The organism is Bacillus sp. 11C, from assembly GCF_055486375.1.
The window spans coordinates 211,565-225,614 of record NZ_JBUPVZ010000007.1 but is presented as its reverse complement, the minus strand read 5'-3'; the positions used below and the strand labels follow the sequence as shown (position 1 = coordinate 225,614).

12 protein-coding genes and 1 other annotated feature are annotated in these 14,050 nt (G+C 43.0%); of the genes, 10 read left to right on the top strand and 2 right to left on the bottom strand.

The genetic code is table 11. From position 1 onward, the window contains the following. Positions 1-100: 100 nt before the first annotated feature. Complete coding sequence (gene yjzB / locus ACY3LV_RS12615; protein ID WP_148964279.1) at positions 101-328, bottom strand: spore coat protein YjzB; 228 nt, start codon at positions 326-328, stop codon at positions 101-103. A gap of 163 nt (positions 329-491) precedes the next feature. Between yjzB and fabH the strand changes: the two genes are divergently transcribed. From fabH to ACY3LV_RS12570, 9 genes are all read left to right on the top strand, one after another. Further along, on the top strand, positions 492-1,430 hold the full coding sequence (fabH, locus tag ACY3LV_RS12610; RefSeq protein ID WP_087993448.1) for a beta-ketoacyl-ACP synthase III: 939 nt from the start codon (positions 492-494) through the stop codon (positions 1,428-1,430). 22 nt (positions 1,431-1,452) lie between these two features. Further along, on the top strand, positions 1,453-2,694 hold the full coding sequence (fabF, locus tag ACY3LV_RS12605) for a beta-ketoacyl-ACP synthase II (RefSeq protein WP_087993447.1): 1,242 nt from the start codon (positions 1,453-1,455) through the stop codon (positions 2,692-2,694). A 76-nt stretch (positions 2,695-2,770) separates the two neighbouring features. Beyond that, positions 2,771-3,556: a DUF2268 domain-containing putative Zn-dependent protease gene (locus ACY3LV_RS12600; RefSeq protein ID WP_464863899.1), complete on the top strand. Its 786-nt coding sequence runs from the start codon at positions 2,771-2,773 to the stop codon at positions 3,554-3,556. Positions 3,557-3,746: 190 nt separating this feature from the next. Continuing rightward, positions 3,747-4,733 (top strand): oligopeptide ABC transporter ATP-binding protein AppD, encoded by a 987-nt coding sequence (gene appD, locus ACY3LV_RS12595; protein ID WP_333560667.1) that lies wholly within the window; start codon positions 3,747-3,749, stop codon positions 4,731-4,733. Continuing rightward, on the top strand, positions 4,730-5,719 hold the full coding sequence (gene appF / locus ACY3LV_RS12590; RefSeq protein ID WP_464863898.1) for an oligopeptide ABC transporter ATP-binding protein AppF: 990 nt from the start codon (positions 4,730-4,732) through the stop codon (positions 5,717-5,719). The genes appD and appF overlap by 4 nt, the downstream gene beginning before the upstream one ends. A gap of 87 nt (positions 5,720-5,806) precedes the next feature. After that, positions 5,807-7,438: a peptide-binding protein gene (locus tag ACY3LV_RS12585; RefSeq protein ID WP_464863897.1), complete on the top strand. Its 1,632-nt coding sequence runs from the start codon at positions 5,807-5,809 to the stop codon at positions 7,436-7,438. Between the two features lie 74 nt (positions 7,439-7,512). Continuing rightward, positions 7,513-8,463: an ABC transporter permease gene (locus tag ACY3LV_RS12580; RefSeq protein ID WP_087993443.1), complete on the top strand. Its 951-nt coding sequence runs from the start codon at positions 7,513-7,515 to the stop codon at positions 8,461-8,463. Between the two features lie 16 nt (positions 8,464-8,479). Next, positions 8,480-9,391, top strand: coding sequence for an oligopeptide ABC transporter permease AppC (appC, locus tag ACY3LV_RS12575; protein WP_148964284.1), 912 nt, complete (start codon positions 8,480-8,482; stop codon positions 9,389-9,391). 205 nt (positions 9,392-9,596) lie between these two features. Further along, entirely contained in the window at positions 9,597-10,349 is a 753-nt protein-coding gene (locus tag ACY3LV_RS12570) for a YjbA family protein (protein WP_087993441.1), read from the top strand. Between the two features lie 236 nt (positions 10,350-10,585). Here ACY3LV_RS12570 and trpS read toward each other — a convergent pair whose 3' ends face one another. After that, positions 10,586-11,578 carry a tryptophan--tRNA ligase gene (gene trpS / locus ACY3LV_RS12565; protein WP_464863896.1) on the bottom strand — a complete coding sequence of 331 codons (993 nt, stop codon included), beginning with the start codon at positions 11,576-11,578 and terminating at the stop codon, positions 10,586-10,588. A 57-nt stretch (positions 11,579-11,635) separates the two neighbouring features. Continuing rightward, positions 11,636-11,849: a binding site (T-box leader), on the bottom strand. Between the two features lie 472 nt (positions 11,850-12,321). Here trpS and oppA point away from each other — a divergent pair. After that, positions 12,322-13,959 carry an oligopeptide ABC transporter substrate-binding protein OppA gene (gene oppA / locus ACY3LV_RS12560; RefSeq protein WP_333560664.1) on the top strand — a complete coding sequence of 546 codons (1,638 nt, stop codon included), beginning with the start codon at positions 12,322-12,324 and terminating at the stop codon, positions 13,957-13,959. Positions 13,960-14,050 lie beyond the last annotated feature (91 nt).

Here is a 14,050-nt window from a genome sequence, read left to right as displayed (position 1 = left end):
AATTAGCTGAACAACTAAAGAAACAGCAGAAAACAAAAAAGCTTGTAGAAAAAACGTCGTTTTCTCTACAAGCTGAAGCCACTTTTTTGAAAGTGGCTTTTCACATGATTTTCTTTTTAATAGCGGAAATCATAGGCGCAAGCTCCTTTAAAGCGGGCTTGATTTGATCAACAGAGTTCATAATTGAACCGATTTGGTCCATAATATGCATGTAATGAATCGTCTCTTCTTCGTTTGTCTGGGAAAGCTCCTCTTGCTGTTCTTCCTTCTCTGCTGTTTGTTTTGCGGAATCGCCGAACATCATCTTTGAAAACACATCCAACTGCATACGCCTCCTTTCTATATACAATACTCTATGAATAAGATGAACTGATAGTTTAGACGAATATATTGCCATGTGAAAAAAAATAGGATAGAATTAGTACCTGATACTAATAATTGATCACAACTGATTGATCTTCTAAATTTACAATATAAAGGAGTCTTCCCTTATGAAAGCTGGAATACTTGGTGTTGGTCGTTACATTCCTGAGAAGGTTTTAACAAATCATGATCTTGAAAAAATGGTTGAAACTTCTGATGAGTGGATTCGTACCAGAACAGGAATAGAAGAAAGAAGAATTGCCGCAGATGATGTGTATTCATCACATATGGCTGTTGCAGCAGCGAAAAAGGCGCTGGAACAAGCTGAAGTCGCGGCAGAGGATCTGGATATGATCCTGGTGGCAACTGTTACACCTGATCAGTCATTCCCTACGGTCTCTTGTATGATTCAAGAAGAGCTCGGCGCGAAGAAAGCGTGTGCTATGGATATCAGCGCGGCTTGTGCGGGCTTCATGTACGGGGTTATAACCGGTAAACAATTTATTGAATCCGGAACCTATAAGCATGTTCTTGTTGTCGGTGTAGAAAAGCTCTCAAGCATTACAGATTGGGAAGACCGAAATACAGCAGTTCTGTTTGGAGACGGAGCAGGCGCTGCGGTAGTCGGACCAGTCAGTGATGACAGAGGAATCCTTTCATTTGAACTAGGAGCAGACGGCACAGGCGGTCAGCACTTGTATCTGAATGAAAAAGGACATACAATCATGCATGGACGAGAAGTTTTCAAATTTGCAGTCCGCCAAATGGGAGAATCATGCGTAAATGTCATTGAAAAAGCCGGACTCTCAAAAGAGGACGTCGACTTTTTGATTCCGCATCAGGCGAACATCCGTATTATGGAAGCCGCTCGCGAGCGTTTAGAGCTTCCTGTCGAAAAGATGTCTAAAACCGTTCATAAATATGGAAATACTTCTGCCGCATCCATTCCGATCTCTCTTGTAGAAGAATTGGAAGCCGGTAAAATCAAAGACGGCGATGTGGTCGTCATGGTAGGGTTCGGCGGAGGATTAACATGGGGCGCCATTGCAATCCGCTGGGGCCGATAAAAAAAGGTGAGGTGCACACTAGATGAGTAAAAAAAGAGTAGTTGTTACAGGACTTGGAGCATTATCTCCGCTTGGCAACGACGTTGATACAAGTTGGAATAACGCAATCAACGGTGTGTCCGGAATCGGTCCGATCACTCGTGTTGATGCTGAAGAATATCCAGCAAAAGTAGCTGCTGAATTAAAAGACTTCAATGTTGAAGATTATATGGATAAAAAAGAAGCCAGAAAAATGGACCGCTTCACACAATATGCGGTCGTAGCTGCGAAAATGGCGGTTGAAGACGCGGATCTTAACATTACCGATGAGATCGCGCCGAGAGTCGGTGTTTGGGTAGGCTCCGGTATTGGAGGACTTGAAACACTAGAGTCTCAATTTGAAATCTTCTTAACGAAAGGCCCGAGACGAGTAAGCCCGTTTTTCGTGCCAATGATGATTCCGGATATGGCGACAGGGCAGATTTCCATTGCATTAGGAGCAAAAGGGGTTAACTCTTGTACGGTTACAGCATGCGCTACAGGAACGAACTCCATCGGTGACGCGTTTAAAGTCATTCAGCGCGGTGATGCAGATGTTATGGTCACAGGCGGAACAGAAGCGCCGCTGACAAGAATGTCATTCGCGGGCTTCAGCGCCAACAAAGCGCTGTCTACTAATCCAGATCCGAAAACAGCAAGCCGCCCGTTCGATAAAAACCGAGATGGCTTTGTCATGGGTGAAGGTGCAGGGATTGTTGTTCTTGAAGAACTTGAGCATGCTCTGGCCCGCGGCGCTAAGATTTACGGAGAAATTGTAGGCTACGGCTCAACGGGAGACGCTTATCATATCACAGCGCCGGCCCAAGACGGTGAAGGCGGAGCGAGAGCAATGCAAGAAGCCATTAGAGATGCGGCCGTTTCTCCTGAAGACATTGATTATATCAATGCTCACGGGACAAGCACGTATTACAATGACAAATACGAAACAATGGCGATTAAAACCGTTTTCGGCGAGCATGCGCATAAACTTGCGGTAAGCTCTACAAAATCGATGACAGGCCACCTCTTAGGAGCAGCTGGCGGTATTGAAGCGATTTTCTCTGTGCTTGCCATTAAAGAAGGTGTGATCCCGCCTACAATCAATATTCAAACACCAGACGAAGAATGCGATTTAGATTATGTGCCTGATGAAGCCCGCAGACAGGATCTCAATTATGTTCTCAGCAACTCATTGGGATTCGGCGGACACAATGCAACATTAATCTTTAAGAAATACCAATCATGATCACGCCACACCGGCTGCCCTAAAGGGTAGCCGGTTTTTTTTGTGCGCATAGGATAAAAAGAGGAGGCGATCACATATGAGTGTGGAACAAACATATAGCTGGCTCGGGAAGGCTGCGTCAATAGATGATTTGGCGCATTACATTGTCCCGCTTTTTTCAGGTGTGGAGAAAAAGAACTGGAAAGGCATTCTAGGGCACCTTCAGCATCATGGAATGTTTAAAAACATAAAAGAGGGCATCCATACTGCTTCCGAGCTGAAAGAAAAAGGTTTTTTTGAGCATATTCAAAAAGAAGAACAGTACCTTAAAAACAAATGGCAAGGTCCCGATGTGCCGATTGTCACACTGCCGGTTGACGAACGAAACAGGAGAATCCGTTTAGAATTCGGATCAAAATCAGGACTCGCTTTTCAAGACAAAATGTTCCTCTTTCTCTCGTCAGAGTTGGATTTTGCGTCAGTATCTGCCCTGATGACACATGAATATCATCACGTTTGCAGGTTAGATCATCTGACAAAAGATGAAAAGGATGTCACATTACTTGATACAATCATCATGGAAGGGCTTGCGGAATATGCTGTTTATGAGAGGTTCGGCCGAAGTCAAACGGCTGAATGGGCATCTTGGTATACCCCGGAGCAGCTGCAGGCTTTATACGAGAAAAAAATTGCACCCAACCAGGATATCAAACGGGACAATCGATTATTCTCACAGCTGTTATTCGGCAAAGGATATCAGCCAAAAATGCTTGGATACGCAGTCGGATTCAATATAGTGAAAAAATATTTAACAGTCAACAAAGCAAACACGGCAGACGGACTGTCCATTCCTGCTGAAACCTTTTTGAATGCAACGCTTTAAAAGAATAAAATAATGGAATTTCGTTAATAATATTACATTTATCCTAAAAAATTCTTGATTTTGCAAAATGATTGTAATAATATACAACTATAAAATTTTTCGATAATTCAATATTATTTATTATTTCTGAATAAAGGGATTGCTTTCTCTTGAAAATGTTTGACAACAAGAGGGGGAAAGGGGAGCTAGCATGAGCACACTTTTAGAAGTGAATAATTTAAAGACTTATTTTTTTAGGAAAAAGGAGCCGATCCCTGCGGTTGACGGAGTCGATTTTCACATCAGCAAAGGCGAAACCGTAGCGCTTGTAGGTGAATCGGGCTCCGGAAAAAGCATTACTTCTTTATCCATTATGGGCCTCGTCCAAAGCTCAGGCGGAAAAATCATGGACGGCTCTATTAAACTCGAAGACAGAGACCTCACCTCATTCACTGAAAATGACTATTGCAAAATCCGCGGAAACGAAGTATCTATGATCTTTCAGGAACCAATGACCTCCCTTAATCCGGTGTTAACAATCGGAGACCAAATTACCGAAGTGCTGATTTACCATAAAAACATGAAGAAAAAAGAAGCCCGCCAAAAAGCTGTTGAACTTTTGCAGATGGTCGGTTTCTCCCGGGCAGAGCAAATGATGAAGGAGTATCCGCACCGGCTGTCCGGCGGAATGAGGCAAAGGGTAATGATTGCCATCGCACTCAGCTGCAATCCTAAACTGCTCATTGCCGATGAACCGACGACAGCGCTGGATGTGACAATACAATCCCAAGTTCTGGAACTTATGAAAGATCTTTGTCAGAAGTTCAACACGTCAATTCTTCTCATCACACACGACTTAGGTGTCGTGTCGGAAGCAGCTGACAGAGTAATTGTCATGTACTGCGGACAAGTCGTGGAAAACGCCACCGTCGACGATTTATTTTTAGAGCCGCTTCATCCTTACACAGAAGGCCTGCTGACGTCGATTCCGGTCATAGATGGAGAGATTGATAAATTAAATGCGATTAAAGGCAGCGTGCCGACACCGGATAACCTGCCGCCGGGGTGCCGTTTTGCCCCAAGGTGCCCGAAAGCCATGGATAAATGCTGGACAAATCAGCCTTCGCTTTTGACGCACAAAAGCGGAAGAACGGTGAGATGCTTTTTATATGAGGAAGAGGGTGCCGAACAATCATGACTGCAGCTAATCAAGAAACAATCTTAGAGCTACGTGACGTAAAAAAATACTTCCCAATCCGCTCAGGCTTTTTTCAAAGAAAAGTCGGCGATGTAAAAGCGGTGGACGGTGTTTCATTTTCGTTAAAAAAAGGAGAAACACTCGGGATCGTTGGAGAGTCGGGCTGCGGAAAATCGACTGCCGGCAGGATGATGATCAGGCTTTACAAACCGACAGAAGGCCAAATCCTTTTTAAAGGGCAGGATATCTCCAATTTGTCAGAGGAGAAGCTGCGGAAAAGTGTCCGCAAAAATATTCAAATGGTTTTCCAAGATCCGTTTGCTTCTTTGAATCCAAGAAAAACGCTGCGTTCTATCATTAAGGAGCCGTTACATACGCACCACATGTATACGATGCGTGAACGAAACGAGAAAGTCGAAGAACTGCTTGCGAGAGTAGGCCTTCACCCGTCGTTTGCCAGCCGTTATCCCCATGAATTTTCCGGCGGCCAGCGTCAGCGGATCGGCATCGCCAGAGCGCTCACTTTGAATCCGGAATTGATCATCGCAGATGAGCCGGTTTCCGCACTTGATGTATCCATTCAGGCTCAAGTGATTAACTTAATGGAAGAATTACAGGAAGAATTTAATCTGACGTATCTATTTATCTCTCATGATCTAAGTGTCGTCCGCCATATCAGCGACAGAGTCGGAGTGATGTATCTAGGCAAAATGATGGAACTGACCGGCAAGCATGAGCTTTACGACCATCCGCTACACCCTTACACCCAAGCTCTTCTATCATCCGTTCCGGTTACAAGAAAAAAAGGATCTGTCAAACGTGAACGCATCGTCCTGAAGGGAGAACTGCCAAGTCCGGCCAATCCGCCAAAAGGCTGCGTTTTCCACACAAGATGTCCTGTTGCAAAGCCGATTTGCAAGGAACAAATACCAGAATTCAAAGAAGCTGCTCCCAGCCATTTTGTGGCTTGTCACCTTTATAGCTAATGTTGCCCGCACAGCTTTGAGAGGGGGTATGCACACTACATAAACAACAGCTGAGAAGAACGAACATTTCAAGAGGGGGAATATTGAATGAAAAGACGGAAAACCGCACTGATGATGCTAAGTGTATTGATGGTTCTGGCCATCTTTTTATCGGCCTGCTCGGGATCAAAATCGAGCAGCAGCAGTGAGAAAAAATCAAACGGAAAACCGCAGCAAGGCGGGGATTTGGTTGTGGGTTCAATCGGAGCGCCAACACTTTTCAACTCACTATATTCAACTGATGAATCGAGTACAGATATTGAACAAATGATTTACAGCTTTTTAACAAAAACAGATGAAAACTTAAATGTCAAAATGTCACTGGCGGAAAGTGTGAAAGAGCTGGATGGCGGTTTGAAATATGACGTGAAAATCAAAAAAGGCGTTAAGTTCCACGACGGAGAAGAGCTTACTGCCGATGATGTGGTCTTTACGTACAACATTCCATTGAACAAGGATTACAAAGGAGAGCGCGGCTCGAACTTTGAAATGCTGAAATCGGTAGAGAAAAAGGGAGATTACGAGGTTTTATTTACACTGAAGTACAAAGACCCTAACTTCTATAACAACACGTTAGACAGCTACGGAATTCTGCCGGAGCACATTTTAAAAGATGTACCGGTTGCAGAGCTTGAGGATAATGATTTTAATAGAAAAAATCCAATCGGCTCGGGTCCTTTCAAATTTAAAGAATGGAAAGACGGGCAATACGTCAAGCTCGTTGCCAATGATGACTACTATGACGGCCGTCCGTACTTAGACAGCGTCACGTATAAAATCATTCCTGACGCCAATGCAGCGGTTGCCCAGCTTCAAGCGGGAGATATCGATTTCTTTAACGTGCCGTCAACGGATTATAAGACAGCGGAATCGTTTAATAATGTCAAAGTCGTTACAGATTTGGCGCTGAGCTACGCGTATATCGGCTGGAATGAGAAAAACGAGCTGTTTAAAGACAAAAAAGTGCGTCAGGCGCTCACCACCGCATTAGACCGTAAAACGATGGTGCAAACCGTATTGGATGGGGACGGTGAGGTCGCTTACATCCCGGAAAGCCCTGCTTCATGGAATTACCCGAAAGATGTAGAGGTTCCTAAATTTGAATACAATGTGAAAAAAGCGAAGAAGATGCTGAAAGAAGCCGGCTGGGAAGATACTGATGGTGACGGTTTCTTAGATAAAGACGGCAAAAAATTCGAGTTTACACTGAAAACGAACCAAGGAAACAAAGTTCGTGAAGACATTGCAGTTGTTGTCCAAGAACAGCTGAAGAAAGTCGGTATTAAAGTAACACCGCAAATCGTGGAATGGAGCGCGTTAGTCGAACAGACAAGTGCCCCTAACTGGGACTATGACGCAATGGTTTTAGGGTGGAGTTTGTCCACGTTCCCGGATCATTACGATATCTTCCATTCAAGCCAGTCTAAAAACGGATTGAATAATATGTGGTACAAAAACCCTGAAGTTGATAAGCTTCTCAAAGATGCAAAATCAATCAGTGACCGCAAGGAATATTCTAAAGCCTATGAAAAAATTTATCAAAAGCTTGCTGAAGACCAGCCGTACACCTTCCTTTATTATCCGAACAACCATATGGCGATGCCGGCTAATTTAGAGGGTTATGTGTATCATCCGAAACGCGAGCTGTACCAAATTGAAAAATGGTGGCTTGCCGAATAAATTTCCCTTGCAGGGGAGGGAGCGCGTTTCCTTCCCCTTTGATTTTGAAAAAGAACAACGAAGGGGACAAGAATATGGTTACATATATCATTCGAAGAACGCTATCTTCGATTCCTATTTTATTGGGAATTACAATTTTGTCTTTCGTTATTATGAAAGCCGCTCCGGGAGATCCGATGACGCTTATGATGGACCCGACGATCAGCCAGGCAGACAGGGCGCAGTTTATTGAAAAATACGGCCTCAACGATCCTGAGTACGTTCAATATTTAAAATGGCTCGGCAATATGGTTCAAGGGGATTTCGGCACGTCCATCATCAGAAAAGGGACGCCCGTTTCAGAACTGATTTTAGCACGGCTGCCCAACACACTCCTCTTGATGCTGGTGTCAACGATATTGGCGCTGATCATTTCCATCCCATTCGGGGTCATTTCTGCAAAAAAACCTTATTCGAAGTTGGACTACGGCATTACATTTACTTCATTTATCGGTTTGGCGATTCCGAATTTTTGGTTCGGACTGATTTTAATTATGGTGTTTGCTGTGAATCTCGGCTGGTTCCCGACCGGGGGAGTCGCAACGCTTAACGCGGATTTTAGTTATGTAGACCGGATTCATCATTTGCTTTTACCCGCTTTTGTGCTGGCGACAGCTGATATGGCAGGCTTAACGAGATATACAAGATCCAATATGATCGATGTGTTAAACCAAGACTATATTCGGACTGCCAGATCAAAAGGTTTCAAAGAAAATCGTGTGTTATTTAAGCATGGCTTGCGGAATGCGCTATTGCCTGTTATTACGATCTTCGGTTTAATGATTCCCTCCTTTATCGGCGGAGCGGTTGTCGTAGAGCAGATTTTCACTTGGCCGGGGTTAGGAAAGCTGTTTGTCGATTCGGCATTCCAACGCGATTATCCGGTTATCATGGCAATGACTGTGATCTCGGCGGTTCTTGTCGTTGTCGGAAACCTCATTGCAGACATCCTTTACGCGATTGTTGATCCGCGGATCGAATATTAAAAGGAGGGAAACAGAGATGTCAGAGCTGCAAACAACTCCCTCGCCGGAGATCAGGCTGAAAGAAAATATTTCGAAAAAACCAGAGACGATGACCAAGATCTTCTGGGACAAATTCTCGAAAAACAAACTGGCTATTCTAGGTGCCGTCATTCTGTTTATCATTATTATGTCGGCTGTTTTCGCTCCTTTAATTGCGCCTTATCCCCAAGAGCAGCAAAGCCTGCTTGATAAATATAAGGCGCCGGGCCTTGAACATCTGATGGGAACAGATAAATTCGGCCGAGATATTTTCAGCCGAATCTTGTATGGGGCGCGTGTCTCTTTATTGGTTGGTTTTGCGTCAGTAGTCGGTTCGATTTTGATCGGAACGGTTTTAGGGGCGTTAGCGGGATATTTCAGAGGAATAGTCGATGCTGTCATTATGCGTTTGGTCGACATTGTATTATCCATTCCTGATATCTTCTTGTTGATCACGCTTGTTACCATCTTTAAGCCTGGTGTGGACAAACTGATTTTAATTTTCTGTCTCACCGGCTGGACAACAACGGCACGATTGGTAAGAGGAGAGTTTCTATCGCTTCGTTCAAGGGAATACGTTCTGGCTGCTAAAACAATCGGAACGAAGACTCACAAAATTATCTTTTCACATATTCTCCCCAATGCGTTAGGACCGATTATTGTGTCAGCAACATTAAAGGTAGGTTCAGTTATTCTCGCTGAGTCAGCGCTGAGCTACTTAGGCTTCGGGATTCAGCCGCCAATCGCAAGCTGGGGAAATATGCTTCAAGACGCACAAAATTTCACAGTGATGATTCAGGCATGGTGGTATCCATTATTTCCCGGGCTATTTATTTTAATGACCGTTTTATGCTTCAACTTTGTCGGTGATGGCCTGCGAGATGCACTGGATCCGAAAAATATTAAATAAAAATGAAAACAATATTTGTTATAAAATATAACGAAAACAGAAGAAAAGCAGATCTCTTTTTGTCAGAAAATCTACAAAGAGATCTGCTTTTTGTGATTCTTATATTAACCCAACGATTCCAGATTTCCTCAATTTCTTTGGAATAATTTCTCTATCCCTTGCCTATACTGTGGACAACAGTTTTTATAAAAGTGAGGGGTTAGAGATGTTATTTCTTCATGATGTGTGGGTCAATTGGTTTGAAGGGGAAGAAAATGGCTACAATGTTTGCCACTTTCACGAATGGCGTAAGGAAGATACGGTTGAGCTTTTGGATCAGGTGCCGCTGTTAAGGGTGCCGTCGGTACTGTTTCATTACATAGAAAACGATTTATCTGAGCTTCCTAAAGATTTGCTTGAAGATATACATCAGAAATCGTACATTCGGAAAAATCATGAGCGGACAAAGCTTGAGTATTGTTTTGTCGTAACAGACGGAATCGGCATTTTGGCTGTTGACACAATCGGCTACACGATCCCTGTCAGAAAAAGCCGTCTGATCCCAAGACAGGAGCAGCTCGTTTATGAAATGGTAAAAGATGTAGAGCCTGAAACATATGAATTTGAGCCAAAGAAGCTCGAATCCTCCAAAGAATATCATATTTTATCATTAGCACCAGAGCACGTCAGAGGGCTGACAAGAAAAGAACGGCAAATCAAGCAGTTGATGTTTATGGCGCTGGACCAATTAAAAGGGCTGGAAAACCGCGCTGAAATCGGCTACTGGTACACAGAATGGAACCCGCATATGTATGAACAAATCAAACGGATGAGCTTTGAAGAGATTTGGGACATGCTGTATAACGAAACAATTGAAGGCTGGTCGGACAAGCATTTGGCTTTTTGCGAAAACCTGATAAAAGGACAGCCTTTTTTCGAAAAGCTATGGGAAATGGAAAACGAATCAAAGGTAAACTGAAAAAAACCGCTCATTGCCAAGAGCGGTTCAGCGTGTCGACAAACCCTCGCATTCGTTGTCAGGCCTGCGCGTCGGTGCTCACGAATTCCTACATTCGCTGTGCTCCGATGCTCGCCCTTCCTAGACTTCAAGGGTTTTCAATCACGCTGAAAAGACGACAAAGTCCTAAAACGAAAACCGTTTTAGGACTTTGTCTACAATCTGAAAAACCGCTCTTTGCAAGAGCGGTTTTTTGATCAGCGTCTTTTTCGGCCAAGACCCATGGCGTTCTCCATTTTTTTCAGCATTTTGTTCGCTGTCCGGTTCGCACGTTCCGCGCCTTCATCAAGAATACGGTCTAATTCATCAGATTCAATCAGTTCATGATAGCGATCCTGAATCGGTTTTAATGCGTTAACCACGACTTCTGCCAAATCCCCTTTAAACTCGCCGTAGCCTTTCCCTTCGTATTTAGCTTCAAGCTCTTGAATCGTCGTATTGCCGAGGATTGAATAAATTGTAAGAAGGTTGGAAACGCCCGGTTTGTTTTCCTTATCAAATTTCACAATGCCCTCAGAATCTGTCACAGCGCTTTTGATTTTCTTTTCAAGAAGCTTTGGTTCATCCAGCAAGGTAATATAAGATTTCTGGTTCGGATCGGATTTGCTCATTTTCTTCAGCGGATCATTAAGAGACATGATGCGTGCGCCGACTTCTGGAATTTTCACTTCCGGAACCGTAAAGATGTCGTTATATTTTTTGTTGAAGCGTTCTGCGAGATTCCGCGTTAGCTCAAGGTGCTGCTTTTGATCCTCGCCGACAGGCACAAGATCCGTTCCATACAGCAGAATATCAGCGGCCATCAGCGGCGGGTATGTTAGCAGTCCGGAGACGACAGCTTCATTGCCTTTGGACTTGTCTTTAAATTGAGTCATCCTTTCGAGCTCGCCGATATACGCGACACACTGCATCATCCATCCGGCCTGCGCATGCGCGGGAACCTCTGATTGAATAAACAATGTTGCTTTTTCTGGATCAAGCCCGACAGCTAAGTATAGCGCCGCCAGACTGCGGATATTCTTTCTGAGCTGAATCCGGTCTTGAGGCACGGTGATCGCATGCTGGTCCACGATGCAAAAATAGCTGTTATAATCATTTTGCAGTTCGACAAATTGTTTCATTGCACCGATATAGTTGCCGAGCGTAACAGATCCGCTTGGCTGAATACCTGAAAAAATCGTTTGTTTCATGAAAACATCAACCTCATTTCTTAAAACATAATAAAAAGGCTCATTCTTCCCCTGTAAAAAAGGGACGAATGAACCGTGGTGCCACCCTGATTATTCCATTAAAATGGAATCACTCTGACGTTTTTAACGGAGACTGCTCCGGCTGAGCCTACTTTTTCGGATTCGGTCAGCTGCTCCAAAGTCCATTCCACATTGCCCGTTATCTGCTCCCAGCACCGCAGACTCTCTTCAAACAGGTGAAATGTGTACTACTCTTTTTCATAGCACGCTTTTCTTTTGATTGCTTCATTATAAATCAATTATAACCAATTGTCATCATGAAAAAACATTCTTTTCCCAGTAACATGGTAATGATATAAAAATCACGAACACGCCGCCAAATCCCTAAATGATAACTGCTATCAGCGTGAAAACAGCTAGATATTATATGTAAAAAGCAATATGGGAAGAAAACTGATTAAATAGTTTTTAATCAATTTATGCTTTAAATGGTAGAAGGATATTATGTTCGTGGAAGAAAAACTAACGAAGTTCAAATATTTTAAATTGATAAAATAATATTGCAATAAATTATTTGTTTCATTATAATGAACTTGTTCACTCTATTGTTACAGCTTTTTTACAAAAATAATCAGAAAAGACGGAACAGAATAAAAGTTATGGAAACACAGGTTCATTTGTCTGATATTTCTGAGGATTTAGCCGTAATGAGCTGAAAAAATTATATTAGGGGGTTTGCGAATATGAAAAAACGTTGGTCGATTGTCACGTTGATGCTCATTTTCACTCTCGTGCTGAGCGCTTGCGGCTTTGGCGGCAGCGGATCAAACGGTGAAGGGAAAAAGGACAGTAAAGGAAAGACGACACTTAACATTAATATTAAAACTGAGCCGTTCTCCTTACATCCGGGATTGGCAAATGATTCAGTATCAGGCGGTGTCATCCGTCAGACTTTTGAAGGATTGACACGCATCAATGCAGATGGAGAGCCTGAAGAAGGCATGGCTTCTAAAATTGAAACGAGCAAAGATGGAAAGACATATACGTTCACTATTCGTGATGGTGTGAAATGGTCTAATGGTGACCCTGTAACAGCACAAGATTTTGAATATGCTTGGAAATGGGCGCTTGATCCTAATAACGAATCACAATATGCTTACCAGCTTTACTACATAAAAGGTGCTGAAGCGGCGAATACCGGCAAAGGCAGTCTTGATGATGTGGCAGTAAAAGCTGTAAATGACAAAACGCTAAAGGTTGAATTAAATAACCCGACTCCATATTTCACTGAATTAACGGCGTTCTATACGTATATGCCGATCAACAAAAAAATTGCAGAGAAAAATAAAAAATGGAACACAAATGCCGGAGATAATTATGTATCGAACGGGCCATTCAAAATGACGGCATGGAAACACAGCGGATCTATTACTCTTGAGAAAAATGACCAGTATTGGGAGCAAGACAAAGTCAAACTGAAGAAAATTAAAATGGTTATGATCAACAATACCAATACTGAACTGAAAAAATTCCAAGCTGGTGAACTTGATTGGGCCGGTTTGCCGCTCGGACAGCTTCCGACTGAATCGCTCCCTACTTTGAAAAAAGACGGTTCTTTACATGTTGAGCCGATGGCAGGTGTGTATTGGTACAAATTCAATACTGAAGCGAAACCGTTAGACAACGTCAATATCCGTAAAGCATTATCTTATGCGATTAACCGCCAATCAATTGTTAAAAACATTACACAAGGTGAACAAATCCCGGCAATGGCTGCGGTGCCGCCGACAATGAAGGGGTTTGAAGATAACAAAGAAGGCTACTTCAAAGACAACGATGTCAAAACGGCAAAAGAATTCCTTGAGAAAGGCCTGAAAGAAATGGGCTTAAGCAAGGCATCTGACCTGCCGAAAATCAAATTGTCTTATAACACTGATGACGCGCATGCGAAAATCGCTCAAGCTGTACAAGAAATGTGGAAGAAAGATTTAGGCGTGAATGTTGAGCTTGATAACTCAGAATGGAATGTATATATTGATAAGCTTCACAGCCAAGATTATCAAATCGGCCGTATGGGCTGGCTCGGCGACTTCAACGACCCTATTAACTTCCTTGAATTGTTCCGTGACAAAGACGGAGGAAATAACGATACTGGATGGGAAAACCCAGAATTCAAAAAGCTCCTGAATCAGTCGCAAACTGAAACAGATCCAACAAAACGTGCAGAGCTGCTGAAAAAAGCAGAAGGTATTTTCATTGATGAAATGCCGGTTGCGCCAGTTTATTTTTATACGATTCCTTGGGTGCAAGACGAAAATCTGAAAGGAACCATTATTACTGGAACCGGAGAAATTTATTTCAGAAACGCGTACTTTCAATAAGTCTTATTTGTGAAAACAATAACCTCAAGGTATATGGGGACCTATTTCCCATATACCTTTCTTACTGAAAGAGTATAAAAATGTAAAAACC